This is a genomic window from Paenisporosarcina quisquiliarum (assembly GCF_043641925.1).
In the GTDB taxonomy this organism is placed as follows: Bacteria; Bacillota; Bacilli; order Bacillales_A; family Planococcaceae; genus Paenisporosarcina; species Paenisporosarcina quisquiliarum_A.
On the sequence record NZ_JBHZRU010000007.1, the window covers coordinates 72,987 to 96,593 of the forward strand.

The window sequence follows — 23,607 nt, forward strand, 5'->3', positions numbered from 1 at the left end:
CTTTTAAGCTACTGGTGCAGCTTTTACTTTGTCATGACTTTTATCACGTGTGAAATATTGGAATGCAAAGATTGATACAAACATAATTAAACCAATTGTGTCTGAAATACCTTCAGGGTAAATAAGCAATAGTCCGGCGATAACAGCCCAAATACGCTCATACCACTTCACATCACGGTACCAATATCCAATCATTCCAGCACCAATTGCGATCATACCTGATATAGCTGTGATTAATACCCATATCAATTGAGGAATGGTCGTATCAATCATTAACAACTCAGGAGAAAGCACAAACATATATGGAATAATGAATGCGGCAATCGCGAGTTTTGCAGAAGTTACACCTGTTTTGATAGGATCGCCTCCAGAAACACCCGATGCTGCAAATGCTGCTAATGCAACTGGTGGTGTAATATCGGCAATAATACCAAAATAGAATACGAATAAATGAGCTGACAATGCAACAGCGATAGGTACCACTGCACCTTCAGGTGAATCCAGCATTAATAATGTAATAATGGCTGGCGCTGCTATTGTCGACGTAATAACGTAGTTCGCTGTAGTTGGTGATCCCATACCTAAAACAATCGCAGCTAACATCGTAAAGAATAGCGTTAGCAATACGTTTCCACCAGATGCAGAAACAAGTCCATTAGCTAAACTTAATCCTAGTCCTGTTTTTACAACAACACCTACGATAATACCTGCAGCTGCAGTTGCGGCTGCTACAGCAAGTGCTGTGCGGGCTCCATCTACAAGTGCTTCGATAATATCTTTAAATCCAAGACGTGTTTCTTTATTGAATGAACTTACAATGATCGTTAATAAAATACCGTACAAAGCTGCTTGCATCGTAGGGATATTGTTAAATAACATAACGATAATTCCAACAATCGGCAGCAGTAAGTAAATTTTCTTTAAGACTGCTTTGCGGTCTGGCATTTCTTCTGGTTTTAACCCTCTTAATCCAACTCGTTTGGCTTCAAAGTGAGTCATAATCCAAATACCTGTGAAATAAAGCAATGCAGGAATTGCTGCTGCTTTTGCAATATCCCAATATTCAATTCCACCAATGAATTCAACCATTAAGAATGCTGCTGCACCCATGATTGGAGGCATAATTTGACCACCAGTAGAAGCAGCTGCTTCTACCCCACCGGCAAATTCTTTTTTATAGCCAAGTTTTTTCATCATTGGAATCGTATATGATCCTGATGTTACTACGTTCGCTACAGAACTTCCTGAGATTGTTCCTTGCAAGGCACTTGAGAAAATGGCTACTTTAGCAGGTCCACCAATTAAATGTCCTGCAAAAGCAACGGCTAAATCATTAAAATATTGACCCACACCGGTCTTCACTAAAAACGCTCCAAATAACAAGAATACGAATATGAACGTAGCAGATACGCTTAACGGAGTACCTAGAATACCATCCGTTGTAAAGAACATCAGTTGAACAACACTTTCTAAATCTTGACCACGGTGAGCCAAGAATCCTGGGAAATAACGACCGAAGAACGTGTAAAGAATAAATACAGTTGAAATAATCGTGATTGGTAGACCAACCGCTCTTCGAGTTGCTTCCAAAACAAGCAAAATTGCTAATACACCGACAACTAAATCTGGAGTAGTTACATTACCTACTCGGAATACTAAGTCGTTGTACATAATTGGCCAGTATAAACCGACACCAATGGATAAAATCGATAAAATGTAATCATAAAAGGGAATCCGGTTTCGTTTGCTACGATCGCCTTTTTTAATTGCTGGGAACAGCAAGAAAATTAATGATAAGGCAAAGCCTAAATGGATGGACCGCTGAATATAGGCTGTGTATTGGCCAAAAATGGCTGTGTACACTTGGAATAAAGAAAAGGCTAGCAATCCAAAGAATACAACTTTCAACATAATGCCTTTTAAATCTCGTGTATTCGATTCCGGATCATACTTCTCTAATATTTCACGTTGTTGTTCGTCAGTTAACTGTTCGAACTGTTCATCTTTTTCTGGATGTTTTGTTTTATCACTCACGAATCCTCGCTCCTCTCAGTTGGTCCAATAGGGATAAGCGCGCAACTTGGAATGTATACGACTCACCTCTTATTAAGTAGTCCTTTAAATTATATTCGTTGTTATCGTACTTAAAAGCAAGGTCTTTATTAATATCCCCTACCAACATACTAATAGATGGAAATACTTGTGACATGTTGGTTATGTAATACTTCCCATCTAATTCGAAAAATTTCTCTCCTTCACCAGCACCTGAGGGCATTCCGATTGCAAAATCCTCATATTCAAGAGAGAAAATTTGGATTTGATGGTCATTTGTTATTTTATACGTTTCGAAGACATCTGATAAATGAATTGAATGGGTATAGCGAATGTGAAAGGTCTTCTCATCATTTAGAGGAAGATAGGCAACAGGATTTGTTGTCCGTTGCTCGAAGAATACAAAGCTCCAACGATATGGAACCAGCAAAATGAATAGGGTAGTCAAGAAAATAATTACTCCAATTATTAATTTGCTCTTTTTCATTGGAATAACCTCATTTCATGAGAAAAACCCACCTTGTCCAATTTTAGGACATGAGTGAGACATTTTCTTCTTGTTCAAATACTTTCTAGAAGAAAGAACGATGAAGCAATTGCTTCATCGTCTTATTTGAATCTTATTTATTTACTTCATCAAAGTACTTTTGAGCACCTGGATGTACATCGATATCGATCCCATCTAACGCTGTTTCAGCTTTGATAAATGCACCTTTAGGATGTTGAATTTGATCCGTATTTTCGTAAATTGCTTTAGTAATATCATAAACTAGATCTTCAGGAAGATCCTTAGTTACAGCTAACATAGCAAGAACAGAAACAGTTGGTACTTCACCAGCCATACCATATGTTCCAGCAGGAATTGTTTCTTTAGCGTAATAAGGATACTTTTCAATTAGTTCATCAGCTTTTGAATCTTCAACAGGAACAATGACAACTTCAGTCGTTGCGTTTAAGCTTTCAACTGCACCAGTTGGCGTTCCAGAAGTAATGAAAGCAGCATCAATTTGACCTGATTGCAAACTTTCTTGAGATTCACCAAAGTCCAAGTTTTGAGCATCAATATCATCCATCGTCATACCGTGAATTTCTAAAAGTTGTTCAGCATTAGCGAATGTTCCTGAACCAGGAGCACCTACAGATACTTTTTTACCTTTAAGATCTTCATAAGATGCAATGCCAGTATCAGCAGTTGTAACTAACTGAATTGTTTCTGGGTAAAGAGCACCGATAGCTGCGATTGAATCAATTGCATCGCCTTCAAACATTAATTCCCCAGCAGTTGCATAGTAAGCGATATCTGTTTGTACGAAAGCAATTTCAGCTTTTCCATCTTTAAGCGCTGTCATGTTAGCTGCAGATGCTTGAGAAACTTCAGCAGTTGTTTCCACACCAGCTTCTTCAGAAATAATGTTTGCCAGTGTTCCACCAAGTGAATAATAAGTACCAGTCGTACCGCCTGTAACGATACTGATAAACTTGTAATCTCCGCCTGAATTACATGCGCCTAATAATAGAGTCGCAGATAACCCTAATGCTGCAAGAATTCCTACTTTTTTCTTCTTCATAAATGGTTGTCCCCCTTAAATATGATTCGTCTTCCAATTTATATTCTAGCACGAATTATCTCATAATAGGTAATAGTTCGATAAGTCAGAAGACATTTATTACCATTAAATTAAGTTGTTGTACCCTCAACTTTTGTCTCAGGTGCAGTTTCTTCAGGTGTAATATCCGCAAATGTTTCATTATGTTCTTCTAAATCACGCGTTCGATGTGCAATACGAGAAGAAGCACAAGCTGCTACACTCGCTACCAGATCATCTAAAAATGTATGGATTCCATTACCGATTTTTGTATCCAACTTTTTGATAATACCAATTTTATTTTTATCCAAATGCCCGAACGTAGTGACGGCTATACTTCCATATGTAAATACAGATCCGAGGGCGATTGTTTCATCTACTCCAAATAATCCTTCATCGGCTTCAACGATTTGTTGAAGTGGAGCAGATAACATTTTTTTCTCAGCCAGTTCATCTAACTCTACACCAACTAAAATCGCATGTTGCATTTCTCGTTTTTTCAATACACTTTCCACTGATTCGATACAATGCTCAATTGTTAGTCCAATGTTATAAGCAATTTGCATCTCAAAAACGATATTTGCAATTTCTTGAATCGTGACACCACGTCTTAATAATGCTTCCTTCGTAGCTTCATATACTGCATTCGAATGTACTCTTGGTTGTAATTGATCCATCTTTTCATCTCCATTTCTGTAGAACATTCATTTCCCTACTCATTATTATACCTTCCGACTGCATTATGTTACAATTTCTTTACCGTTAATACCTAGGAGGACTTGTCATATGTCAAAAGGAACAATCCAAGATATCACACTATTTAGTGAAGCTTTACAAGAAGATATGCAACTACTTATTTACATACCCTCTAACTATTCACCTCTTTATAAATATACAGTTTTAATTGCCTCAGACGGCAAAGACTATTTTCAATTAGGACGAATTCCTCGTGTTGCTGATGAATTACTTGAAAATAACGAAATCGAAAATATTATTGTCGTTGGCGTTCCTTATAAGAGCGTCGAAGATCGTCTAAAAAAATATCATCCGGACGGCGAACAGCATGATGCTTATTTACGATTTTTAGCACATGAACTCGTTCCCTATTTAGATGCTACGTATCCAACTTACCAAATTGGTATGGGACGAGCTTTAATTGGAGATTCTTTAGCAGCTACTGTTTCTTTATTAGCGGCAGTCAAATATCCAAATATTTTTGGGAAAGTTATTCTTCATTCACCACTAGTAAATGAAGCGGTTTTAGAAAAGGTTGAACATGCTCGTGCCCCTCATGCTTTCTCGGTTTATCACATCATCGGCTTAAAGGAAGATGAAGTGAAAACGACTCGTGGAGAAGTGGAAAACTTCCTAAAACCGAATCGTGTTTTGAATTCATTGATGGTAGAAAGAGGTTTTTCAGTGTTCTATGACGAATTTAACGGAGACCATACTTGGAAACATTGGCAACCGGATATGAAACGTGCACTTCAAATGAATTTTGGTCACTAATAAGTTAATTGAATGCCAATTCCGAAATCTTTGCTATACTATAAGTATGTATTCATTCAACTAAGAAGGAGGTTTTTGATGATGAAATACGGAGTCGTTGCATTCCCATCGAAAAAACTACAAGATTTAGCTAACTCATACCGTAAACGTTATGACCCACATTATTCACTTATCACACCACATATGACTGTCAAAGGCGTATTTGAAGCGAGTGATGAAGAAATCGAAACACTATCAACTCAAATCGGAGAAGTTGTAAAACGTCATAAACCCTTTTCTTTACAGACGTCCCGTGTGAGCTCGTTCTCACCAGTTACAAACGCCATTTACTTTAAAGTAGAACCTACTCCTGAACTTCTAGAACTTCATAAAGATTTGCACTCAGATGTTTTAGGAGCTGAAGCTGAATATGCCTTTGTTCCGCATATCACCATTGCTCAAAAAATGGCATCAGGTGAACACGATGACATTTTTGGTCAATTAAAAATGGTTGGTGTAGATCATGAAGAAATCATTGATCGCTTACATTTGTTGTATCAATTAGAAGATGGTTCTTGGACGGTATATGAAACATTCCGTTTGTCTGGAGCTGGAGAATAATTGATTTCGGCAAAAAGAGTAGAAACCGAACAAGAACGAAACGATGCTTTTCACGTAAGACAACTCGTATTCGTCGAAGAACAAAATGTTCCTGTCCATTTAGAACTTGATGAACATGATTCTTATGCGACTCATTTTATAGCTTATGATGGTTCCCAACCTATTGGAGCAGGTCGCATACGTGAACCTGAAACTGGCATTGCCAAAGTAGAACGGGTTTGCATCTTACCAGACTATCGAGGAAAACATCTTGGAAACTTGATGATGGAGAAGATGGAAGAGTATGCATTACAAGCTGGTCTTTCAACTGTAAAATTGAATGCACAATCCTATGCCATTCCATTTTATGAAAAGTTAAATTATAAAATTACTTCGCCTGAATTTTTAGATGCTGGTATTCCTCATCGAACAATGGAGAAAATATTAAATTAACCAAATAAGAAGCGCACACATTTTGAGGTTGAATGTGTGCGCTTCTTCTATGTTCCAGGAAATATAGTGTTCTCATAAAAATGGTAATTTCTTTGTTTGTCATTAGTAGTCTACTAAAAATGTAATCTACTAACTTCAAAAAAAAAAAACGTTTTCTCATTAAAATGAGAAAACGTTATGAGCGACTAAATATATGCGTTAATTTGATTTCCTTTACCGCTAACTTTAGCGATTTCAGGAGATAGATTGACAGGGTTCGGTTGAATGAATCCCTTATATGGTACAGCTTGTCGGAAAGAATGCGATGAGACAGATATTGATTCATCTTCCTCTTCAAGTTGTTTTGAACGTTCTTCCAACTGATCATCAAATATCGATTTCATTTTAATTGGTTGAACGGCATTAATATGCGCAAAGTCATAATTGCTCATTTGCAATCTATTTGCGTATTGTTGAGATTGAACTGGTTGAATTGGTAAGATGTAACCCATCGTCGTCATCCTCCTTTTGTTACCATGTTATACGATACTTTACCCGCTTTTATGTCCGTCAAAACCAAAATTAATTATTTTTATTTATCATTGAAGATATTTCATTCAAATCAATTTTGTTTCCTTTTTGAATAACAGACTCAACAATCTGTTGCTCAAACTCTTTAGTTAGTGGTTTTCCAGCTAGTTTAGAAACTTTGCGAACAATTTTCTTTACCTGTTTTTCATCTGAAAAGTCAGCGAACTGAATAGCGTTGGCTAAAGTGAAAACTTCATCCATTGAAACGCCCGTTTTTTGTTCGATTTTCTTAAAAAATGAATCATGCATACGATTCCCTCCTAACAAAAACTTTTACCAACTATGATTAATAGGATGAAAAGTACGACGATTAAAACAAACGTAGACCCGTTATTAGACTTGTAGTCATCATAAGGATTACAGCATCCGTACATGTTATTTCCCCCCTTTCCTATTCGACCTAGAATATGCGAACAAATAGGATTGAGGAGGGCAAATACCTTATTAGATGTTTCCTTTTGACTTAAATAGTAGTGCACCAATGACCCCAAAAAGAATAGCGGCACTAATTCCTGAACTTGTGACTTCGAACATTCCTGTTAAAACACCGATTATGCCATGCTTTTCCGCCTCTTGTAATGCACCATGGGTTAGTGAGTTACCAAAAGACATGATGGGAACCGTGGCCCCTGCACCAGCAAAATCGATAAACGGTTCGTATAATCCAAACCCATCTAGAACGGATCCTACAACAACTAACAGGCTTAATGTATGTGCAGGTGTTAACTTTGCTACGTCAAATAACAATTGACCTACTACACAAACAAGTCCACCAACTACAAACGCGATAATGGTTGAAAGTATCATCCCTACACCTCAATCTATGCAAAGTTCAACAGCATGTGCAATGCATGGAATCGTTTCCCCTTGTTGGAAGGAGAGCGGCGATAGCAAAGCTCCTGTTGCAACTAACAGTACTTTTTTTATTTTTTTAGCTAATAAATCACTATATATCGGACCAAAATACACGGAAGCAGAACATCCAGCTCCACTTGCACCTGAGCGGAACTCAGATTTATTGCCATAAAATTCAGCTCCAGCATCACGGTAGACTTTGACTGGATAAGAATTAAGTCCACTTTTTTTCATAAGTTCTTGTAAAATTGCAAACCCCGTTTTCCCTAAATCCCCTGTCATAATGAGATCATAAGGAACGTCATTTCCGTTTTCATTTAAATGAGTTTGAATTGTATCAAATGCTGCAGGTGCCATCGCACTTCCCATATCTAGTGGGTCTGTGCATTCACAGTCAACAACTTGTCCTATTGTTGCAGAGTGAACATACGGTAGATTACTTTTTGAGTGAGATAAAACACCGAACCCACCTGCCGTAACCGTCCATTGACCTGTTGGAGGCTTTTGTGCACCATATTCAATTGGATAGCGGAATTGTCGTTCAACCGCATTATGCTGACTCGAAGATCCAAATAGCACGTTTTCTACAAGGTTAGATTCGATTAAAACACTTCCAGTTATTAAAGATGAAACAGATGTTGCACAAGCAGAAAACATCCCCATAAATGGGATAGCAAGTTCTCTCGCTGCAAAATTAGTCGGCGTCATCTGATTTACTAAATCTCCACTAAGTAAAACATCAATATCCGCTATTTCCAATCCCGCTTTTCGAACGGCAAGTAAACATGTATCTTCTATTAATTGTGCATTTCCTTGTTCATTCGTCTTTAAATGTGTTCGTTCGTCATCATAAATGACATCAAAAGAAGAATGGAATACACTTTGTTTTTCCAGAGGACCTGCCGTAACAGCAGTTGAAAGAATCGTTGGTCTTGATAGAAAAGTTAGAAGGCGTGATTTCATGACCACTCTAGCACTCCCATCGACACTAAAATCGTCTTAATTAAAGCAACGACAAAAGCAGAAAATACGCCATACACAATAACAGCGCCAGCTAATTTAAACATATTGCCACCAACACCTAAAATAAATCCTTCTGATTTATGTTCAATTGCTGCTGAAATCACAGCATTCCCAAACCCTGTAACCGGAACTGCAGATCCTGCCCCGCCAAATTGACCTATTTTTTTATAGAGTCCGAAACCTGTTAATAACATGGCGATAAACACCATCGTAGCGACAGTTGGATTGCTGGCTGTCCGTTCGGTGAAATCGAAAAAGTACATATACACATACGAAATGAGCTGACCGATTGCACAAATAATACCTCCTGTTAAAAAGGCTGTCATACAATTTTTCAAGACAGGACGTTTTGGTGCAATTTGGTCTACAATCGGTTGATATGACTTCGCATCCATTATGTTGCCTCCTTAGCTAATGACTGGATGTCGGCCAACGTTTTTTTCAACGTTTCTTCAGATGGGTTCTGGTCGACTAAGTCTTTTAATTCCCACATGATTTTTAAGTCGCTCGAAACAAAGATCTCATGATCCGGAAATTTTTTCTTTAACTCATCAGAAATTCGCTTCTCGATTTTTTCTTTTCTGAATTTCGATAGCGGATGCACTTGAACAGCCACAATGACTTGATGATCGAAAAATACCCCAACAGATTCACTCATTTTCTCCTCGTCTTCTAATATGAACCGTAAAGTTTCTAACTCTTGTTCATCCTGCTTAGCATGAAGCAAATCAATCTGTGGATCACTTGAACATCCACTTAAGAGCAGAGATATAGCTAAAATCAACCAACCTAATTTTTTCATGGATATCACCTTTTTTCTTAGTATGAGTTGAAAAAGAAAGTTTATGTAATAAAGGTCGAATAGCCCTGTTTCTTTATCAACATCGACATAAATTATAAAGACTTTGAAAGAAAGCGAGGTGAAAACAAAATGGGATGTGGACGTAACTTGGAATCAACATCTACCGTAGCTGGAATCACCACAGGTCGCTGCATTTGTGACGTCGTACGCGCGATTAAAGACATTCAAGATGCTGTAGTGGAAAATGATTGTCCGGTTTGCCCTACGAATTGCTTTTTAGAACCACTAGGTGGTCTTGTAAGTCCTTCACGTCACCAAGCTGATACTCGCGTATTCATGCTTTTGACGAAAGAAGGTACACCATTTAAAGCATTCTTCCGCGATAACGATTATCATGACTGTGATTGCTTCTCCGTATTTTTCCGTGTCGAGGACGTATTTGATGGTTGCTGTGCAACTCTTCGAGTACTAGAGCCACTTGATCGACATAACCACGAAGTAAATCTTCTAGATGAATGCGGTACTAAACTGAAACTCAGCCAAATTTGTAAGGTTCGTAATTTCCGACCTTCTGATAGCTGTATCACAGTTGACTTAAATTGCTTCTGCGGCATTGAGTGTGTAGCAGACGTATTTTTAGGGGTATGCGAATAAAATAAGTACTTCAAGCTTGCAGTGTCTAATAAGCCCAATCTCTATTATGAGATTGGGCTATTCTGATTTTAAATAGTGTGCTTCTGCCGTAGCAGAAGCTTCATTCTTGAAAGATTTTTGTTTAATTTAATATGGTGTTATCTTTTGATAATTTGTCGTTTGGTAAGAGGAATACTGCGTTATGTAGTGATAATAATATGGCGTAATCGATCGATCTATTATGCTTCTGCGCAAGCAGAATCATCCTTCAAAACAAATAAAAAAACATTTCATCTTTTCTGAAATGTTTTGACTCACATTATTTTCCCCAAAATATTTTCACATATTCTCTATTATTTTCGTTCCAATTCTAAAATAAATCGATTGACTTCAATATCCTTTTAAAACGTATATATTTTTACGATGTGAAAAATCTTCCACGTTCTATTTTTGAAATATTCATCTTGAAAAAATATAAATAGTACCCAATGTTTTAGATGAGCATCCGCTGTTTCATTATCATTCGACGATGTCGTCGACAAAAAAAGACACCCATCTCTGGGTATCTTCTTCTAACGAATCATCTAAAACGCACTGGAAAGGGTTTTCCTCGCCAGTTAATTTCTTGAATGTCGTTCATATCTATGGAGATGATGGTACCGTCAACTAATCGAAGGGTGGCACTTTCGTCGTCAAGCTTGTCGACTAAACCTTGGAGGCTTTCACCATACTTCATTTGAAAAGTTAAAGGTTTGTATACGTGTTGAGCAAATGGCGAAGTGAAGTAATTCAGTCTCTTCCACATGGTCGATTCAGTCTTCACTTCAGATTCTACTTTTACTTCTACTTCTAATTGCCGTTCTGGAAAGATCGATGTACTTTCTTCGATCCATTTTTTGATTTTCCTGTGATGTCGATATACTGGAGGTCCACTAACAAAAAGGAGAGGATCAGTTTCCAATGATACAGTCACGTCCTTTTTTGAGTTAGTTTATGCAGACCTTTTACAGAATGTGATATCCGCTGTCGCAGTGGATGGTTTCGCCAGTTATACCGCGCGATAAGTTGCTAAATAAGAATAACGCTGTGTCGCCAACTTCTTCAGGAGTTGTATTACGACGCAATGGTGAACGCTCTTCGATTGTTTTTAATATGCTATTAAAGTCGCTAACACCTTTTGCAGACAATGTACGAATTGGTCCTGCTGAAATAGCGTTAACACGAATATTGTATTGACCAAGGTCAGCAGCTAAATAACGAACCGACATATCAAGTGATGCTTTTGCAACACCCATAATGTTGTAGTTAGGCACGACTTTTTCCCCACCGAGGTAAGTTAAAGTTACAATGCTTCCGCCTTCAGTCATTAAAGGTTTCGCAGCTTTCGCAACAACTGTTAATGAAAATGAGCTAATGTTATGAGCTAATAAAAACCCTTCTCTTGACGTGTCAGAGAAATTACCAGCTAATTCTTCAGATTTAGCGAAGGCGATACAATGTGCCAAGCCATCAATTTTTCCGACTTCTTTTTCAATTGTAGAAAAACAGTTTTCGACATCTTCATCAATCGTAATGTCACATGGTAAAACAAGTTCATGTCTTCCTTCAAGTGTTTCAACTAAATCACGAACAGGTTTTTCAAATCGTTCACCTGCATATGTGAAAATTAAATTTGCGCCAGCTTTATCAAGTGATTGAGCAATTCCCCAAGCAATACTTCGTTTATTTGCAACACCCATAATGACATACGTTTTACCTTGTAATGATAAAGACATCTATGTTCCCCCTAAGTTATAACTAATTATTAATACCTGGTACTAATATTACCTCACAAAAAAGAAAAGTGCAATTGCACTTTTCTCAGTATGGTGTTTATATGAAAATTATTTTTTGTTATTTAGTGGTCGCCTATTTCTTGTTCCACAGACGACAATGTGGAAAAATGCACATTATATCTTAATGATTACAACCATTATAATTGATTGGAATGGAGGTGGCGACTCCGAGGGGAACAGCGCGAGCTTTAGACCCTGGAGCGGGTTTTAGAGGAACAAAGACTAAGAACGCCACGTCCTGTGGCAACGTCTTTGAAACCAACATCCTGTTGGCCTCCCCGGAAAGCGTCCACTGCAGTGGAAATCAACGTTTATATTTATACAGACTTTTTGAAAAGGCCATTGTCATCAAAGCTGAGTTAAGAACATGCTTGCTAACCCGAGATAGATTAAGATACTGATAATATCATTAAGTGTTGTAATAAATGGACCTGATGCTACGGCTGGATCGATATTCATGCGGTGGATTAATAAAGGCACAAATGATCCTGCCAAAGTTGCAACAAAAATCGAACCAAATATCGCTGCTCCAACTAATAATCCGAGCAATAATTGATGCTGCCAGAAATAAACGATTGCCACTACAACAACTCCACAAACTAACCCAGTTATCAAGCCCGTTCCCGCTTCACGAATCAAGAGTTTCATCTTACTCTGTTCTTCAATATCCCCTGTCGCAATCCCGCGAACAGCTACTGCGAGCGCTTGTGTTCCACTATTACCAGCCATCCCTGCAATTAATGGAATAAAGACAGCTAAAATAGCGACTTGATCGAGCGTTTTTTCAAAGATTCCCATCAAATTCGCGGTAATCATTCCTAGGAATAAAAGAATGATAAGCCATGGAAGACGCTTCTTCGCAGCAGTTAATGGACCTTTGTCGAACGTATCCATTTCGGATACGGCAGCAAGTTTCGAGTAATCATCATTTGCTTCTTCTTCTAATACATCCAAAATATCATCGACTGTAATAATCCCAAGCAAATGATTTTGGAAATCAACCACTGGTACAGCAAGGAAATTATAATCTTTAATCATTCGTGCGACTTCTTCTTGGTCTTCACTCACGGACACGCTCACTACACGTTCATTCATAATCGAACGGATCAACGTATCTTCATCGCAAATAATTAAGTCACGAAGTGACACGACACCCGTGAGTTTATTTTCTTCATTCACAACGAAAATGTAGTAAATGGTTTCGGCTTCTGGTGCTGCGTTTCTCAATATCGTCATCGCCGAACGGGCGGTAGAGTTTTCAGGAATGACCACATATTCTGTTGTCATGATGGAGCCGGCTGTATATTCTTCATAGTGCAGCAAGTCTTTGATTTCTTGAGCAGACTCGTTATCCATGATCGTCAAGTAACTTGCCACTTGGTCTTTGCCAAGTTCGTTTAGAACATCTACTGCGTTATCGGCGTACATTTCCGATAACATATCAGCAGCATACGTGTTTTCCATTTCCTTTAGGAAAGGTTCGTATTCATCGTCATCTAACTCGATGGACTGAAAAATTTCAGCCATTTCTTTAGGCGATAAGTATTCAAAGATGATTTGTCTCATCTCAGGATCGATTTTCTCAAAAAATTGTGCTTGATCATACGGGTGCAAAGAAAGGAATTCTTCACGGAATGTGTCAAAATCACGATTGAATAGTATGGCTAATAACTTTTCGTCGTCCATTTCGTTTTCTTCTCGGTTGTATGGTTGGTCTGCCATGATCGTGTCCCCCTTTCATTGCTTTACATAAAGACAATGACTTTCATTCATATGTAGTTATTTTATGGGTTACACTGTACACATAGCAACATAATTCATGTGAAGAGGTGAAAAACATGCCATATGACATCATTGGTGATATACACGGCTGTTATGAAGAACTTCTCGAATTACTTAAAGTACTTGGATATGAACAAAAAAATGGGACGTTTATTCATCCAGACGGTCGAAATTTAGCATTTGTAGGAGATGCAGCTGACCGAGGTCCAGAGTCACTCGCAGTATGGCAATTCTTATTCAATATGGAAGATGCAAAAAAGTTATTTTATTGCCCGGGAAATCACTGCAATAAATTCTATCGTTACTTAAAGGGCTCTAATGTTCAAATTACCCATGGTTTAGAAACAACTGTGGCTGAATTCAAGCAATTGACCAAGTCAAAACAAGAGAAATTCCGCAAAAGATTCATCGCGTTTTATGAGAAGCTTCCTTTCTACAATCGACTTGATAACGAAAAACTCATCATTGCTCATGCCGGAATTCGCGAAGATATGATTGGTCAACCTATTCAAAAAAACATCATCACTTTTGTCTTATACGGAGATATTAGTGGAGAAAAACATCCTGATGGTAGACCTGTTCGAAAAGACTGGGCGAAAGCGTACCATGGAGATGCGTTAATCGTATATGGTCACACGCCTGTAAAAGAACCACGCAAGAAAAACGCGACGATTAATATTGATACAGGCTGTGTATTTGGCGGGAAATTAACAGCTCTTCGCTATCCTGAAATGGAGACGGTCTCCGTTCCTTCTAAACAGCCGTACATCGCTGAAAAATTTCACGATTATGGGGATGATTGAAGTGCCAAAAACTCGCTCATGTCTTTTGGTAACGGTGCTTTCAACTTCATCACTTCTTTAGTTAATGGATGTTTGATGGTAAGACTTGAACAATGAAGAGCGGAGCGTATTAAATCCTTTACTGATCCTCCGTAGAGTTCATCTCCGACCAATGGATGCTTGATATGAGCTAAGTGAACGCGTATTTGGTGAGTTCTGCCTGTGTGCAATAAACAGCTAACATGCGTGAATCGCTCGAAACGCTTCAAAACCGTAACATCTGTATGTGCATATTGGCCATCTGCTTGAACTTCACGCTCTATAATACTCGATCCTTTTCGCCCAATTGGTGCAATAATGGATTGTTGATTTAACTCTACATTTCCTTCAACAAATGCTTCATACGTTTTTTCCAATAAATGATTTGAGGTCATTAAATGATGGATATGCCTATTTTTCACGAGACAAATTAGCCCTGAAGTATCACGATCTAGACGAGTTAAAATATGAACGGTCGATGAAATATAGTTCTGGTCATAATAGTATGCGATGATGTTCGCTAAACTCCCTGTCGGATGTTCTTTCGAAGGAATGGTCACGAGTCCAGCGGGTTTATTCACAACTAAAAGCACGTCATCTTCATACACAATATCGAGTTCCCCTGCCTGCAATAAAAGGCCTTCACTGACCTTTTCAGGCGGAAAAATAACGGTCACCATATCTCCTTTTTGGAGAATATGTCTGACCGTTTTTTCCTGTCCATTTACAAGTAGTGATCCACCTTCATATTTGATGGCGGTTAATGTTCGTTTTGAAATATCCCATTCAGCTAAAGCCTCTCGCAATATTTGTTCTTTAGTCGAAATGAATGGCAATTGAAATTGATTAGACATCGCTGTCAATGAACGAGTCGTGAACGCGCGTCCAAAATGGAAACGGTCTAAAGCGTGCGAAACGCACTTTTTCTTTTGCCACACGATACTCAATCGATTTGACATCTTTATGTAAAAGCTGAACATGATCGACTGTGACCATGAAGTCGGGTGCTTTTACCGGTTTCAATACGCATGTATGGTGTGCAGGTAATACGAGAGGTGCACCTACTGTACGAAACACTCGGTTGTTGATGGATGCCATCTCCGTCAATTGCATCGCATCTAACGACGGGTGAATGACCGCTCCACCTAAGGCTTTATTGTAAGCTGTACTGCCTGACGGTGTTGACATACACAAACCGTCTCCACGGAATCGTTCAAAATGAGTGCCGTTGAGTTCAACATCCATTACAAGCGTAACATCTGGCGATTTGATCGTACTTTCATTTAAAGCTAAATACTTTGTTTGGTCATCATTGCGATAATGAATCGTTGCTTCCAAAAGCGGATACTGAATTACTTCAAATTCTTTTTTAGCAATTGAAATGACCAACTTCTCGATTTCAGCAGGCTTCCAGTCCGCATAAAATCCTAAATGCCCTGTGTGAATACCTACGAAAGCTACCGTCGCTAATTGTTCACGATAGCGATGAAAAGCATGAAGGAGCGTGCCATCTCCACCAATAGAAAGAACGATGTCAGGAGATTCTTCATTCCATTCCAAGCCAAAATCCGACAAATACGTTTTGGCTCTATCCATCAATTCATTTGATAAATCATCATTACGTGATTGAATGAAAAATTTCATAAGCGTTTCGTCCTCCCTCCACTTGTTTTCGGGAAATCAGCAGGTCCAGTTTCCTTGTAATCGCTGAAATATTTTTGAGCTTCTTGAATTTCATTGCGAATTAAAGACATTTCCTCATCTAATCGAAAAGCGGCTTCAGCAGCACTTTGAAGACGATTCTTTATTTCCTCTGGAAATACACCCTTATATTTATAGTTTAATGAGTGCTCGATGGATGCCCAAAAATTCATGGCTAGCGTACGAATTTGGATTTCGGCTAAAATCGTTCGTTCCCCGTGAATGGTTTGTACTGGGTATTCGATAATCATATGATACGAGCGATAACCACTCGGTTTTTCTTGTGAAATGTAATCGCGTTCCTCGATTATTTTCAAATCATGTCGGCTTCGTAAGAGCTCGACCACTGTTTCGATGTCATCTACAAACTGACACATCATACGAAGTCCCGCAATATCCGGAAGTTCATGTGCAAGTTGCGAAGATGGTTCAAAAGATATCCCTTTTTCAAGAGTCTTGTCATATATACTTGCCAACGGTTTGACGCGCCCCGTTACAAATTCAATGGGTGAATTGGTATTTTCTATTTCGAATTGCATTCTCATACCTTTTAGTTTCACCTTAAGTTCGTCTACTGCTTGCTTATATGGTTCTAAAAAACGTTCCCACTGCCCCATGACCCGTCCCCCTCATCATCAACAAAGCATTTATTGTGCTGCTAAATGCTCTTTAAATAGATCTTCAACGGCACTTGAAAATTCTTCACCGTAGTTATGATTTCCTTCAATATTGAAAATAAGCATTTCTAGTTCTTCTCTAAAATTAGTTAAACGAACATCTTTGGCACCCCAAGCCAAGATAGGTTCTTCCTCACTCGTTAACGAAATCACTAAAAGTGGCCAAACCGTTTTAGGGAATAACACATATGTATAACCTTCTGCAGAATCCATTAAATAGACGAATGCCATTTCGTCCGAATCCGTAATTAATTGACCTCCAGCATTCACGTCAAGTTCTTCAGGCAATTCTTGTAGTAAAAAACGGATTTCTGCACCATTTTGTACACCACTATCAACATTATAAGTTTTACGCAAAGTAACTTCTTCCTTTCAAACAATACTTACTCATATTTTATCACAGCTTAGCCCAGCTTGCAGTTTGCAAATTTTCTAGGATAATAAAGTAAAGGTGGTTGATACAATGAGCAGTCAAACAGAAATCGAATTTAAAAATTTATTAACCGAAGAAGAATTTAATTCATTGCGTGATGCATTCTCATTAAGCGACACCGATTTTCATTCACAAACAAATACGTACTTTGACACTGCCGATTTTCAATTAAAAGAAACCAAAAAAGGTTTTCGTCTCCGCGTGGTAGGTGACCGCAATGAATTAACATTAAAATCACCAGGGGACAACCCCCACACGATGTTAGAAATAACCGAGTTGATTTCAAATGAAAAACGCGATCAAATTCTATCTCAAGGCTTTATAGATACTGATCTCTATCAAGCCTTTTCCCAACTTCCAAATCAAGTAAACGCTTTTGGGTCACTGAGAACCGAACGCGCGGAGGTTCCATATGAAGGTGGTCTACTCGTTTTCGACCATTCTTACTATATGCAATTGGAAGATTTTGAAGTAGAATACGAAGTAGAAGATTTAGAAGCGGGACGCACACATTTTTATGATTTACTAAAAAAACACAATATTCCTACTCGACAAACCGACAAAAAGATTGCCCGGTTTATGAAAGAAGCGTTGCGGCAGAAAGGCTGATGACTTTGAACTTCCAATCGATCAAAATGTTAATGGAAATTAATGCACTACAATCGTTTGGAGCTGTCCAAACATTCGCTGAACAAGGTGGCCAATCCTCCATGTTTACCGAAATGATGCAAGAAATGATGAACGAACAATCACCTGCATCTCAAGTCACTTCTGTTTCTCAAAATTTACTCGGTCAATTAAGTAGTGGATATAGTGGTTCTAACATCATGCAGCAGTTAACACCGATCACTTCAACTGTAAATAAATCCACAACTCAAACAGGCGACATTGCTGACATCATTCGCAAAGCCGCAGAAAAATATAACCTGCCAGAAAAACTAATCGAATCTGTTATTAAACAGGAATCGAATTTCAATCCAAACGCAGTCAGTCATGCAGGAGCATCAGGATTAATGCAACTTATGCCTGGCACAGCTAACTATCTTGGAGTAGGCAATCGATTTGACCCTACCGAAAACGTCATGGGTGGATCCAAATACTTACGCCAAATGCTCGATCAATTCAACGGCGATATCGACGTAGCCCTGGCAGCCTACAACGCTGGTCCAGGAAACGTAAAAAAATATGGTGGCATCCCACCATTTAAAGAAACTCAAAACTATGTCCAAAAAGTACTTGGCTACTATCAAGCCTAATCTGACCATGTCGCGTTTGCGTCATGGTTTTTTGTTTGGAGATTTTTTTAGAAGAAGCTTCTGAGGGATGCGATAGCCCTCTTATTTTAGCTCTAACGCCAATAAAACTGAGATAACGCCATATTATTGGTTAATAACGCCATATTATCAGCTTCACTCGCTATATCTGAGGGCCTATCGCCAAATAATTCACCAGTTACGCCAAATTGTTAAGTCAGAGAAGAAATTTTTTAAGAAGGAGGCTTCTGCTGGCTGCAGAAGCTACACCAAAATCCCCTCCCCCCTAATATCTTTCCTAATTGGCAATCTTCGTAAAATCGATTTGTTTGAGTAAATAAGGGAACGTTGATAGAATAGGATTACAGCGAAAGCAAAGGAGTTCTCAAGATGACCCGAAAGCCTATTATTCCTTACGAGGAAATTGGTCCGGAAAAATTGTCGCAACTAGTTGATGCATTTTACGAGAAAGTCGCGGCACACCCAAAGCTTAAGCCTATCTTTCCTGATGACTTAACCGAAACTGCTCGTAAGCAAAAACAGTTTTTAACACAATATTTAGGTGGACCAAACCTTTATTCACAAGAGCACGGACATCCTATGATGCGTGCTAGACATATGCCTTTTCCAATTACACCTGATCGAGCACAAGCTTGGCTTGAGTGTATGAGTATAGCGATGGATGAAGTCGGACTTGAAGGAAAAATTCGAGACGATTTTTATCACAGGCTTGTATTAACGGCTCATCATATGACGAACCGTCCTAATCAAGAGGAGGAAATCGAGTGACAAACTTGCAGATTCCGCCTACCGCGTATGTTTCTACGAGTTCGACTAAGCCAATTGAGTTGTATGCATTCTTAGATCCAATGTGCTCATCCTGTTGGAATTTACAGCCGATTTTAAGAAAACTTCAAGTGGATTATGAGCAATATTTTACACTTAGAATTGTTTTAAGTACTCAACTTTCTTCATTAAATAGCAGATGTACACATGTAGAGGAGGATGGTTTTTCCCATCCAGCACTACCTTCTGTTGCTGTGAAAGCAGCAGAATTGCAAGGTAAACGTGCGGGTGTGCGTTTTCTACAACAATTGCAAGAACAAGTATTTTTAGATACTAAAAATGTCTCGACTTATCAAGTGTTAATGGATATCGCTGAGAAAGCTAATTTAGATATAGCTGAGTTTGAATCAGATATTAAATCGAAAGAAGCTTCTCGAGCACTTCAATGTGATTTATATATTAGTCGTGAAATGGATGTTTCAGAAGTCCCGAGCCTTGTGTTTTTTAATGAACGAATCGAGGATGAAGGGTTAAAAGTTTGTGGTGTATATGATTATCAAGTATACGAGAGCATTTTGGAAGAAATGTTAGAAGAAAAAATCGTTCCGCAAGAACCACCTGCATTAGAGGATTTATTTAAAAGGTATAATACACTCTCAACAAATGAAATTGCAGCGATTTATGGTGTCACAAGTTATGCGGCAGAACGCGAACTTAAAAAGCGGATGCTTTTGCAAGAACTTGAAAGGATCCCTGTTGCAAATAACGTTCAATGGAGGCTTAAGCAATATACTAATCAGTATAAAAATTCATAAAATTTACCGCACGGTATGTCTACACAATAGACATATCGTGTTTTTTGTTTCTTAAAACTTTAATCCATTTATTTTGAAGATCAAGACACATGAAATCATAGCATCTGTAACCAGACAACAAAAAAGAACCGTCTACTCCTATTACAGAGTGACGGTTCCTAACACAAAGGGGATGGGAGAAATGTTCACGTTCAAACAAAGGGGTGTATGTTCGTATGTGATGTATTTCACCTCTAAACAATATCATGACATAACGAATAAATCAATCCTTCACAAACTTTTTCACAGAATCGCCATACTGTAAACGTTTTCAAGTTAATCTATACCTTTTCCGGAAACCAATTGTTATTTTTAAATAATAAAACCTTCACCCGTTAATGGATGAAGGTTTTATTTTTAATGAAGTTTTTAGCCTAATAAAAGCTTTTCTAATTCATTTAGTTTTTGCTCAAATACTTTACAAGCTTCTTCGATTGGACTTGATGATGTCATATCTACGCCTGCTTTTTTCAATACTTCGATTGGCGTGTCTGAACAGCCTGCTTTCAAGAACTCATTGATGTATCGATCGACTGCAGGTTGACCTTCAGATAAGATTTGATTGCTTAACGCTACAGCAGCGCTGTATCCAGTTGCGTATTGATACACATAGTAATTGTAGTAGAAGTGAGGAATACGAGCCCATTCTAAACCGATTTCTTCATCTACAACCATGTCTTCACCGAAATATTTTTTATTTAATTCATAATAAACTTCCGTGTACTTATCAGCATTTAAAGCAACACCATCTTGATCAAGCTTGTGGATTAAGTGTTCGAATTCAGCAAACATGGTTTGACGGAATACCGTTCCACGGAACCCTTCTAACCAGTAATTTAGTAAATAAATACGTTTTTGTGGATCATCAATTGTTTTCAACATGTGGTCATTCAGCAAGGCTTCATTACATGTAGAAGCTACTTCTGCTACGAAAATCGAGTAGTCACCATAAACAAATGGTTGATTCGCACGTGAGTAATAACTGTGTAAGCTATGACCAAATTCATGAGCTAACGTGAATAAGTTATTCACATTATCTTGCCAATTCATTAAGACATATGGATTTGTACCATATGCTCCTGATGAGTAAGCACCAGAACGCTTCCCTTTATTCTCAAGAACATCTACCCAACGATTTTCAAGTCCTTTTGTAGCAATTGATACATATTCCTCACCAAGTGGTGCGAAGCTTTTCAGCATAATATCTTTCGCTTCCTCGTAAGGTACTTCCATTTTCGACTCTTTCACAAGTGGTGTATACAAGTCGTACATATGAAGCTCATCTAATTCTAAAACTTTCTTACGAAGTGACACATATCGTTGTAGCAGATGAAGATTTTTATTCACCGTATTAACTAAATTATCATATACGTTCTCAGGAATATGATTGTTAGCCATCGCTGCATGACGAGCAGATGAGAAGTTACGAATTCTCGCATTCACATTATCTCGCTTAATATTTCCTGTTAGCGTCGTCGAGAAGGTGTTGCGGAACTTACCGAATGTCTCGTACATCGCGTGGAAAGCATCCTTACGTACTTGTCGGTTATCGCTTTCTAAGAAGCGACTGAAGCGGCCGTGCGTTAACTCTACGTCTTCCCCGTTTTCATCTTTAATTGTTGGGAATTGTAAGTCAGCATTATTTAACATTGAGAACGTTTCTGAAGAAGAATTCACGACTTCTGCCATTTGAGCTAGCAATGCTTCTTGTTCAGCCGGTAAAACGTGGGGACGCATTTCGTTAATTTCTTTTAATACTTGTGTATATAACTTTAATCCTTCATGTTCATCTAAGTATTTAGCCAATTCAGCTTCATCCAATGATAAAATTTCAGGTGTCATAAACGATAAACCAGTTGAAACTTTTACATACAATTTTTTAATTCGGCTGTCCATCGCTTGATAATGGCTATTAGCTGTATCTTGATCGCCACGCATATGTGAATATGCATATAAACGGTTAATACGTTCTAATATCTCATCTTGGTAAGTAAATGCTTGGAATAAAGCATCTGGACCATTAGATAGCGTCCCTTGGAACGATGATGCCTTCTCTGCAAGAGTACTTACTTCTTTATATTCATTTTCCCAATCTGTATCCGTTGCAAAAATATCTTCGAGTTTCCATGTTAATTCAACCGGAACTTCATCACGTGTTAATATTTTGTTTTTTGTATTTGTAGTCATTAATGTTTTCCCCCCTATTTCAATGTCTAACTAATGAAACAACTTCTATATTTTCTCAATATTCAGTCCGTTTTGCAACTATAAGCTGGAGAAAGATTTCCAATAATTTCTCCTCAGGAACTTTTTGTTTAAGAAGTGATGAATTTACTTTTAAACTTAATTGTTTCAAGATATGCAGATAAGACAAGCATAGTTCTCTTGCCAATTTAAACTTATTTTCTCTCAAGTTCTGCAACAAAAAGACCTCAATTTGTTCATTTGAAATATCTTGAAATTGAATTCCCTGTTCCATGCACATATGAATAAATGCGAGTTGCCAGTCAGCATGTCTGCCATTTATATGCTCCACTGTTCCTAAAGGAACGCCAATAAAAAGTGGCAATTCTATAGGCTGTAATTGATTAAAATAACAAATTCTTAAAAAAGGATCCTTCACCCCTTTTTTACTTGTTAATACAGCGTTCGTTAAAAAGCGCTTTCGATACCGTTGGAAAATGCCCCAATACACTTTTCCTTCTAAACTTGTTAAAGGTTTTAATTGCCTAAAGGGAAAGCTCTGCAAATGCCTAGGTAGCATACCTATTTTGGCAATAAAACGAGTTCCTTGTAAATGAATGAGATGTGAATAGTAAATAAATTGTTCAGTGTTCGGATTATAAGCGATAATACTCGCATCTCCAAAATCATCGTGCTGAATAAAGGCTTGCCGGAAATGAGTTAGTTGAATAATGACGATTCCATTTGGCGGAACCTCAGGATATTCAAATGACCGAAGTATCCATACTGGTTCTATATTTGATTTCAAATAGCCTCTAGATCTCAAATCTCGAACTTCAATAGGAATTGTACAGCATTGGAATTCAATAGCGTAGGCTTGGTGTGGGCTTTTTACAAGTATATCCGGTCTTTGGCAAATATCAGGCATATAGCTTTCTACGAAAACTTCTAAACTCTTTTCTTTAAAGAACTCAGCTAATTGCAATTTACCTTTTAAATGAATGGGAGATTCTCTTTCTGAAAAGGAAGTAAGACAGTCGCTTAATACAATATGCGCGAAATGGGGAATCATGACTTGTCCTATTTTTAAACGAACGGGGTTTTCGCATTGGGGACAGAAGAATGTCATCGTTTTACGTAACTGAATTAGGATTTCAGTCGGCACATGAGTGGTGATTGTAAAGATTTCTTTTTTGTCATTAAGTGCAGTTAATATATA

Annotated in this window: 29 protein-coding genes; 9 read left to right on the top strand and 20 right to left on the bottom strand. The window is 38.1% G+C overall.

Annotated elements, in window-relative coordinates; all coding sequences use genetic code 11:
- Positions 1-3 precede the first annotated feature (3 nt).
- The 4 genes from ACHUE4_RS07010 to ACHUE4_RS07025 all read right to left on the bottom strand — a co-directional run bounded on the left by ACHUE4_RS07010 (position 4) and on the right by ACHUE4_RS07025 (position 4,315).
- Positions 4-2,034: a TRAP transporter permease gene (locus ACHUE4_RS07010; protein ID WP_394188662.1), complete on the bottom strand. Its 2,031-nt coding sequence runs from the start codon at positions 2,032-2,034 to the stop codon at positions 4-6.
- Entirely contained in the window at positions 2,027-2,539 is a 513-nt protein-coding gene (locus ACHUE4_RS07015) for a DUF1850 domain-containing protein (protein WP_394188663.1), read from the bottom strand. The genes ACHUE4_RS07010 and ACHUE4_RS07015 overlap by 8 nt, the downstream gene beginning before the upstream one ends.
- Before the next feature lie 133 nt (positions 2,540-2,672).
- Positions 2,673-3,620 (bottom strand): TAXI family TRAP transporter solute-binding subunit, encoded by a 948-nt coding sequence (locus tag ACHUE4_RS07020; protein ID WP_394188664.1) that lies wholly within the window; start codon positions 3,618-3,620, stop codon positions 2,673-2,675.
- Positions 3,621-3,730: 110 nt separating this feature from the next.
- Positions 3,731-4,315 carry a phosphatidylglycerophosphatase A family protein gene (locus tag ACHUE4_RS07025; protein WP_394188665.1) on the bottom strand — a complete coding sequence of 195 codons (585 nt, stop codon included), beginning with the start codon at positions 4,313-4,315 and terminating at the stop codon, positions 3,731-3,733.
- Between the two features lie 109 nt (positions 4,316-4,424).
- Between ACHUE4_RS07025 and ACHUE4_RS07030 the strand changes: the two genes are divergently transcribed.
- From ACHUE4_RS07030 to ACHUE4_RS07040, 3 genes are all read left to right on the top strand, one after another.
- Positions 4,425-5,147: an alpha/beta hydrolase gene (locus ACHUE4_RS07030; RefSeq protein ID WP_394188666.1), complete on the top strand. Its 723-nt coding sequence runs from the start codon at positions 4,425-4,427 to the stop codon at positions 5,145-5,147.
- A gap of 81 nt (positions 5,148-5,228) precedes the next feature.
- Positions 5,229-5,747 (top strand): YjcG family protein, encoded by a 519-nt coding sequence (locus ACHUE4_RS07035; RefSeq protein ID WP_394188727.1) that lies wholly within the window; start codon positions 5,229-5,231, stop codon positions 5,745-5,747.
- Complete coding sequence (locus ACHUE4_RS07040) at positions 5,748-6,179, top strand: GNAT family N-acetyltransferase (protein ID WP_394188667.1); 432 nt, start codon at positions 5,748-5,750, stop codon at positions 6,177-6,179. It abuts the gene before it with no gap.
- Positions 6,180-6,364: 185 nt separating this feature from the next.
- Here the strand turns inward: ACHUE4_RS07040 and ACHUE4_RS07045 are convergent, their stop codons facing one another.
- The 7 genes from ACHUE4_RS07045 to ACHUE4_RS07075 form a co-directional block, all read right to left on the bottom strand.
- A complete protein-coding gene (locus ACHUE4_RS07045) occupies positions 6,365-6,670 on the bottom strand; it encodes a hypothetical protein (RefSeq protein WP_394188668.1) in 306 nt (101 codons plus the stop codon).
- A 70-nt stretch (positions 6,671-6,740) separates the two neighbouring features.
- Positions 6,741-6,998: a stage VI sporulation protein F gene (locus ACHUE4_RS07050; RefSeq protein ID WP_394188669.1), complete on the bottom strand. Its 258-nt coding sequence runs from the start codon at positions 6,996-6,998 to the stop codon at positions 6,741-6,743.
- A gap of 11 nt (positions 6,999-7,009) precedes the next feature.
- The gene (locus tag ACHUE4_RS07055; RefSeq protein WP_394188670.1) at positions 7,010-7,123 is read right to left on the bottom strand and encodes a YjcZ family sporulation protein; all 114 of its coding nucleotides are present in this window, start codon (positions 7,121-7,123) and stop codon (positions 7,010-7,012) included.
- 70 nt (positions 7,124-7,193) lie between these two features.
- Positions 7,194-7,556: a stage V sporulation protein AE gene (gene spoVAE / locus ACHUE4_RS07060; RefSeq protein WP_394188671.1), complete on the bottom strand. Its 363-nt coding sequence runs from the start codon at positions 7,554-7,556 to the stop codon at positions 7,194-7,196.
- A gap of 9 nt (positions 7,557-7,565) precedes the next feature.
- Positions 7,566-8,567: a stage V sporulation protein AD gene (locus ACHUE4_RS07065; RefSeq protein ID WP_394188672.1), complete on the bottom strand. Its 1,002-nt coding sequence runs from the start codon at positions 8,565-8,567 to the stop codon at positions 7,566-7,568.
- Positions 8,564-9,022 (bottom strand): stage V sporulation protein AC, encoded by a 459-nt coding sequence (spoVAC, locus tag ACHUE4_RS07070; RefSeq protein WP_394188673.1) that lies wholly within the window; start codon positions 9,020-9,022, stop codon positions 8,564-8,566. The genes ACHUE4_RS07065 and spoVAC overlap by 4 nt, the downstream gene beginning before the upstream one ends.
- The gene (locus ACHUE4_RS07075) at positions 9,022-9,429 is read right to left on the bottom strand and encodes a hypothetical protein (protein WP_394188674.1); all 408 of its coding nucleotides are present in this window, start codon (positions 9,427-9,429) and stop codon (positions 9,022-9,024) included. The genes spoVAC and ACHUE4_RS07075 overlap by 1 nt, the downstream gene beginning before the upstream one ends.
- 129 nt (positions 9,430-9,558) lie before the next feature.
- Here ACHUE4_RS07075 and ACHUE4_RS07080 point away from each other — a divergent pair, with 129 nt between their 5' ends.
- A complete protein-coding gene (locus ACHUE4_RS07080) occupies positions 9,559-10,083 on the top strand; it encodes a CotY/CotZ family spore coat protein (RefSeq protein ID WP_394188675.1) in 525 nt (174 codons plus the stop codon).
- A 559-nt stretch (positions 10,084-10,642) separates the two neighbouring features.
- Here the strand turns inward: ACHUE4_RS07080 and ACHUE4_RS07085 are convergent.
- From ACHUE4_RS07085 to mgtE, 3 genes are all read right to left on the bottom strand, one after another.
- The gene (locus ACHUE4_RS07085; RefSeq protein ID WP_394188676.1) at positions 10,643-11,023 is read right to left on the bottom strand and encodes a hypothetical protein; all 381 of its coding nucleotides are present in this window, start codon (positions 11,021-11,023) and stop codon (positions 10,643-10,645) included.
- Positions 11,024-11,066: 43 nt separating this feature from the next.
- Complete coding sequence (gene fabI / locus ACHUE4_RS07090; RefSeq protein ID WP_394188677.1) at positions 11,067-11,837, bottom strand: enoyl-ACP reductase FabI; 771 nt, start codon at positions 11,835-11,837, stop codon at positions 11,067-11,069.
- Between the two features lie 408 nt (positions 11,838-12,245).
- Positions 12,246-13,583 carry a magnesium transporter gene (gene mgtE, locus ACHUE4_RS07095; protein ID WP_394188728.1) on the bottom strand — a complete coding sequence of 446 codons (1,338 nt, stop codon included), beginning with the start codon at positions 13,581-13,583 and terminating at the stop codon, positions 12,246-12,248.
- A 152-nt stretch (positions 13,584-13,735) separates the two neighbouring features.
- On the opposite strand from mgtE, the gene prpE reads away from it, so the two are divergent.
- Entirely contained in the window at positions 13,736-14,482 is a 747-nt protein-coding gene (gene prpE / locus ACHUE4_RS07100) for a bis(5'-nucleosyl)-tetraphosphatase PrpE (protein ID WP_394188678.1), read from the top strand.
- Here the strand turns inward: prpE and ACHUE4_RS07105 are convergent.
- Genes ACHUE4_RS07105 through ACHUE4_RS07120 form a run of 4 tightly spaced genes read right to left on the bottom strand, consistent with a single transcriptional unit; the run spans position 14,467 to position 17,235 of the window.
- Entirely contained in the window at positions 14,467-15,354 is an 888-nt protein-coding gene (locus ACHUE4_RS07105; RefSeq protein WP_394188729.1) for an RluA family pseudouridine synthase, read from the bottom strand. The genes prpE and ACHUE4_RS07105 overlap by 16 nt on opposite strands.
- Positions 15,347-16,144: an NAD kinase gene (locus ACHUE4_RS07110; RefSeq protein ID WP_394188679.1), complete on the bottom strand. Its 798-nt coding sequence runs from the start codon at positions 16,142-16,144 to the stop codon at positions 15,347-15,349. The genes ACHUE4_RS07105 and ACHUE4_RS07110 overlap by 8 nt, the downstream gene beginning before the upstream one ends.
- Positions 16,141-16,818 (bottom strand): GTP diphosphokinase, encoded by a 678-nt coding sequence (gene yjbM, locus ACHUE4_RS07115; protein WP_394188680.1) that lies wholly within the window; start codon positions 16,816-16,818, stop codon positions 16,141-16,143. The genes ACHUE4_RS07110 and yjbM overlap by 4 nt, the downstream gene beginning before the upstream one ends.
- Before the next feature lie 30 nt (positions 16,819-16,848).
- The gene (locus tag ACHUE4_RS07120; RefSeq protein WP_394188681.1) at positions 16,849-17,235 is read right to left on the bottom strand and encodes a UPF0738 family protein; all 387 of its coding nucleotides are present in this window, start codon (positions 17,233-17,235) and stop codon (positions 16,849-16,851) included.
- A 106-nt stretch (positions 17,236-17,341) separates the two neighbouring features.
- On the opposite strand from ACHUE4_RS07120, the gene ACHUE4_RS07125 reads away from it, so the two are divergent.
- The 4 genes from ACHUE4_RS07125 to ACHUE4_RS07140 all read left to right on the top strand — a co-directional run bounded on the left by ACHUE4_RS07125 (position 17,342) and on the right by ACHUE4_RS07140 (position 20,165).
- The gene (locus ACHUE4_RS07125; RefSeq protein WP_394188682.1) at positions 17,342-17,920 is read left to right on the top strand and encodes a CYTH domain-containing protein; all 579 of its coding nucleotides are present in this window, start codon (positions 17,342-17,344) and stop codon (positions 17,918-17,920) included.
- Between the two features lie 5 nt (positions 17,921-17,925).
- Positions 17,926-18,567 (top strand): lytic transglycosylase domain-containing protein, encoded by a 642-nt coding sequence (locus ACHUE4_RS07130; protein WP_394188730.1) that lies wholly within the window; start codon positions 17,926-17,928, stop codon positions 18,565-18,567.
- A 387-nt stretch (positions 18,568-18,954) separates the two neighbouring features.
- The gene (locus ACHUE4_RS07135) at positions 18,955-19,353 is read left to right on the top strand and encodes a globin domain-containing protein (RefSeq protein ID WP_394188683.1); all 399 of its coding nucleotides are present in this window, start codon (positions 18,955-18,957) and stop codon (positions 19,351-19,353) included.
- Positions 19,350-20,165, top strand: a complete 816-nt coding sequence (locus ACHUE4_RS07140) for a ClpXP adapter SpxH family protein (protein WP_394188684.1) — start codon at positions 19,350-19,352, stop codon at positions 20,163-20,165. Before ACHUE4_RS07135 ends, ACHUE4_RS07140 begins: the two co-directional genes overlap by 4 nt.
- A 408-nt stretch (positions 20,166-20,573) precedes the next feature.
- Here the strand turns inward: ACHUE4_RS07140 and pepF are convergent, their stop codons facing one another.
- Together pepF and ACHUE4_RS07150 are read right to left on the bottom strand one after the other, a co-directional pair.
- On the bottom strand, positions 20,574-22,391 hold the full coding sequence (gene pepF / locus ACHUE4_RS07145; protein WP_394188685.1) for an oligoendopeptidase F: 1,818 nt from the start codon (positions 22,389-22,391) through the stop codon (positions 20,574-20,576).
- Between the two features lie 55 nt (positions 22,392-22,446).
- Entirely contained in the window at positions 22,447-23,553 is a 1,107-nt protein-coding gene (locus ACHUE4_RS07150) for a competence protein CoiA (protein ID WP_463510138.1), read from the bottom strand.
- Positions 23,554-23,607: the final 54 nt, after the last annotated feature.

Excerpts from the sequence above, each read along its gene's own strand:
- ACHUE4_RS07015 (WP_394188663.1), bottom strand. The coding sequence starts at position 2,539 with ATGAAAAAGAGCAAATTAATAATTGGAGTAATTATTTTCTTGACTACC.
- ACHUE4_RS07020 (WP_394188664.1), bottom strand. The coding sequence starts at position 3,620 with ATGAAGAAGAAAAAAGTAGGAATTCTTGCAGCATTAGGGTTATCTGCG.
- ACHUE4_RS07025 (WP_394188665.1), bottom strand. The coding sequence starts at position 4,315 with ATGGATCAATTACAACCAAGAGTACATTCGAATGCAGTATATGAAGCT.
- ACHUE4_RS07030 (WP_394188666.1), top strand. The coding sequence starts at position 4,425 with ATGTCAAAAGGAACAATCCAAGATATCACACTATTTAGTGAAGCTTTA.
- ACHUE4_RS07035 (WP_394188727.1), top strand. The coding sequence starts at position 5,229 with ATGAAATACGGAGTCGTTGCATTCCCATCGAAAAAACTACAAGATTTA.
- ACHUE4_RS07045 (WP_394188668.1), bottom strand. The coding sequence starts at position 6,670 with ATGGGTTACATCTTACCAATTCAACCAGTTCAATCTCAACAATACGCA.
- ACHUE4_RS07050 (WP_394188669.1), bottom strand. The coding sequence starts at position 6,998 with ATGCATGATTCATTTTTTAAGAAAATCGAACAAAAAACGGGCGTTTCA.
- ACHUE4_RS07055 (WP_394188670.1), bottom strand. The coding sequence starts at position 7,123 with ATGTACGGATGCTGTAATCCTTATGATGACTACAAGTCTAATAACGGG.
- spoVAE (WP_394188671.1), bottom strand. The coding sequence starts at position 7,556 with ATGATACTTTCAACCATTATCGCGTTTGTAGTTGGTGGACTTGTTTGT.
- ACHUE4_RS07065 (WP_394188672.1), bottom strand. The coding sequence starts at position 8,567 with ATGAAATCACGCCTTCTAACTTTTCTATCAAGACCAACGATTCTTTCA.
- spoVAC (WP_394188673.1), bottom strand. The coding sequence starts at position 9,022 with ATGGATGCGAAGTCATATCAACCGATTGTAGACCAAATTGCACCAAAA.
- ACHUE4_RS07075 (WP_394188674.1), bottom strand. The coding sequence starts at position 9,429 with ATGAAAAAATTAGGTTGGTTGATTTTAGCTATATCTCTGCTCTTAAGT.
- ACHUE4_RS07080 (WP_394188675.1), top strand. The coding sequence starts at position 9,559 with ATGGGATGTGGACGTAACTTGGAATCAACATCTACCGTAGCTGGAATC.
- fabI (WP_394188677.1), bottom strand. The coding sequence starts at position 11,837 with ATGTCTTTATCATTACAAGGTAAAACGTATGTCATTATGGGTGTTGCA.
- mgtE (WP_394188728.1), bottom strand. The coding sequence starts at position 13,583 with ATGGACGACGAAAAGTTATTAGCCATACTATTCAATCGTGATTTTGAC.
- prpE (WP_394188678.1), top strand. The coding sequence starts at position 13,736 with ATGCCATATGACATCATTGGTGATATACACGGCTGTTATGAAGAACTT.
- ACHUE4_RS07105 (WP_394188729.1), bottom strand. The coding sequence starts at position 15,354 with ATGTCTAATCAATTTCAATTGCCATTCATTTCGACTAAAGAACAAATA.
- ACHUE4_RS07110 (WP_394188679.1), bottom strand. The coding sequence starts at position 16,144 with ATGAAATTTTTCATTCAATCACGTAATGATGATTTATCAAATGAATTG.
- yjbM (WP_394188680.1), bottom strand. The coding sequence starts at position 16,818 with ATGGGGCAGTGGGAACGTTTTTTAGAACCATATAAGCAAGCAGTAGAC.
- ACHUE4_RS07125 (WP_394188682.1), top strand. The coding sequence starts at position 17,342 with ATGAGCAGTCAAACAGAAATCGAATTTAAAAATTTATTAACCGAAGAA.
- ACHUE4_RS07135 (WP_394188683.1), top strand. The coding sequence starts at position 18,955 with ATGACCCGAAAGCCTATTATTCCTTACGAGGAAATTGGTCCGGAAAAA.
- pepF (WP_394188685.1), bottom strand. The coding sequence starts at position 22,391 with ATGACTACAAATACAAAAAACAAAATATTAACACGTGATGAAGTTCCG.